The following is a 1295-nucleotide window of genomic DNA, read 5'->3' as shown; positions in this document are numbered from 1 at the left end:
TTTTTTTATGAATTAACGTTAGTGGTTGTTATTGTTAGTTAAATCTCAACGGTTTTGTGCTGTAAAAGTTGTGGGGACTTGACGGAAGTGTGGAGTTAATTACTAAGTTAATGTAAAAAAACGTTATTTTTTATTTTTTGTAGTGGCGATTGTTCTTTTATTAGGAACTTTTTTGCAATATTGATGAAATAAAATGAATAAGGAAAGTCGCTTTTAAGTGGGATAATTAGATTTATCAGTCTCTGGTAAAAAGTACCTAGGCTGTAAGGGTGGGCTAGGTACTTTTTATTGCTATATTATTGTACAGTGACGTTAATATAGTTGGTCACAAAAGGCGCTATTTCAATAGTACCTGTGGCATAAACATCTTTACTCACGTCCTTGCCTTCAATTTTAATATAATATTGACCGGCTGGGATGATAATGTCTGAATAATGGTTTGTACCAAAATGAATGGTATCACCTTTTACAAGCCACCCCTCAGGTGAGACCTCATATAAGTAACCCCTACATTTTATATTTCCGATCCGAGGGTGCTTGCACTCATTAAATTTTAGCCTAGTTTTCCCATCAGGGTTTTTAGCGGTTTTAACAAACGCAAGTGAGCCATAGTTACGCGCAGTTTTCTCCGCGTGATGTGTCCATACTTTTTCTTTTTTAACTGAGTAGTCACTGCTCGAGCCACTACTATTTGCTGACACTACTGTGCCAGAGCTGCCAAAAATACCGTTGATAGCACCGTCTACACCATCATTAACCACGCGGTTTATATCGTTGCTTTTACATGCGGTTAGAGAGGCCATTGAAAGCGCAATAAGTGTAAGTCTTTTCATTATTTATCCTTGAAGTTCCATGAGTATCGCCACTGCTCACTTGCTTGCCCCTTGACTGTACAACTATTGCGTACATCACGGTGCTAGTCTGTGTGAGAGTATGAGCATTTAGCTCTAAAGTGTACTTATTCTTTTGATGTGGTTTTTTTCATTGTTAGTGATCTGACTTTTGAGTAACTGGTTTTTTTAATCAACTATTTAAGAGCTAATTTTGCTAAATTTACTGTCTACTTTCCAGTATGGGGGGCTTTAATTCACCAGATTACTCACTTAATCGACTAGACTGATATTCAACCACTCCTTATCCTAATCTCAATTCAATACCAGTCCTCTCCCTCAAATTGGGCGAATATACCCGATAATGCTTCCTGTTATACCAATTAGACTCAATACTTGTTCAATTTGAAGGAGTAAACCTGACGCTAACAGCGTTAAAAGTTTCTTATTTAGAGCAACTAAATA

The 1295-nt window shown here is 36.9% G+C and carries 1 protein-coding gene; it reads right to left on the bottom strand.

All coding sequences use genetic code 11. The features are described 5' to 3' along the window. Positions 1–296: 296 nt before the first annotated feature. On the bottom strand, positions 297–833 hold the full coding sequence (locus tag D9603_RS19820) for a hypothetical protein (RefSeq protein ID WP_128732610.1): 537 nt from the start codon (positions 831–833) through the stop codon (positions 297–299). Between the last annotated feature and the right edge of the window lie 462 nt (positions 834–1295).

Origin of the sequence: Pseudoalteromonas sp. PS5, assembly GCF_004103255.1 — a bacterium.
Classification (GTDB): Bacteria; Pseudomonadota; Gammaproteobacteria; order Enterobacterales; family Alteromonadaceae; genus Pseudoalteromonas; species Pseudoalteromonas peptidolytica.
The sequence above is the reverse complement of the archived record's forward strand: the minus strand, read 5'-3'. Positions and strand labels throughout refer to the sequence as shown.

Coding starts and splice junctions, on each gene's coding strand:
- D9603_RS19820 (WP_128732610.1), bottom strand. CDS start 833: ATGAAAAGACTTACACTTATTGCGCTTTCAATGGCCTCTCTAACCGCA.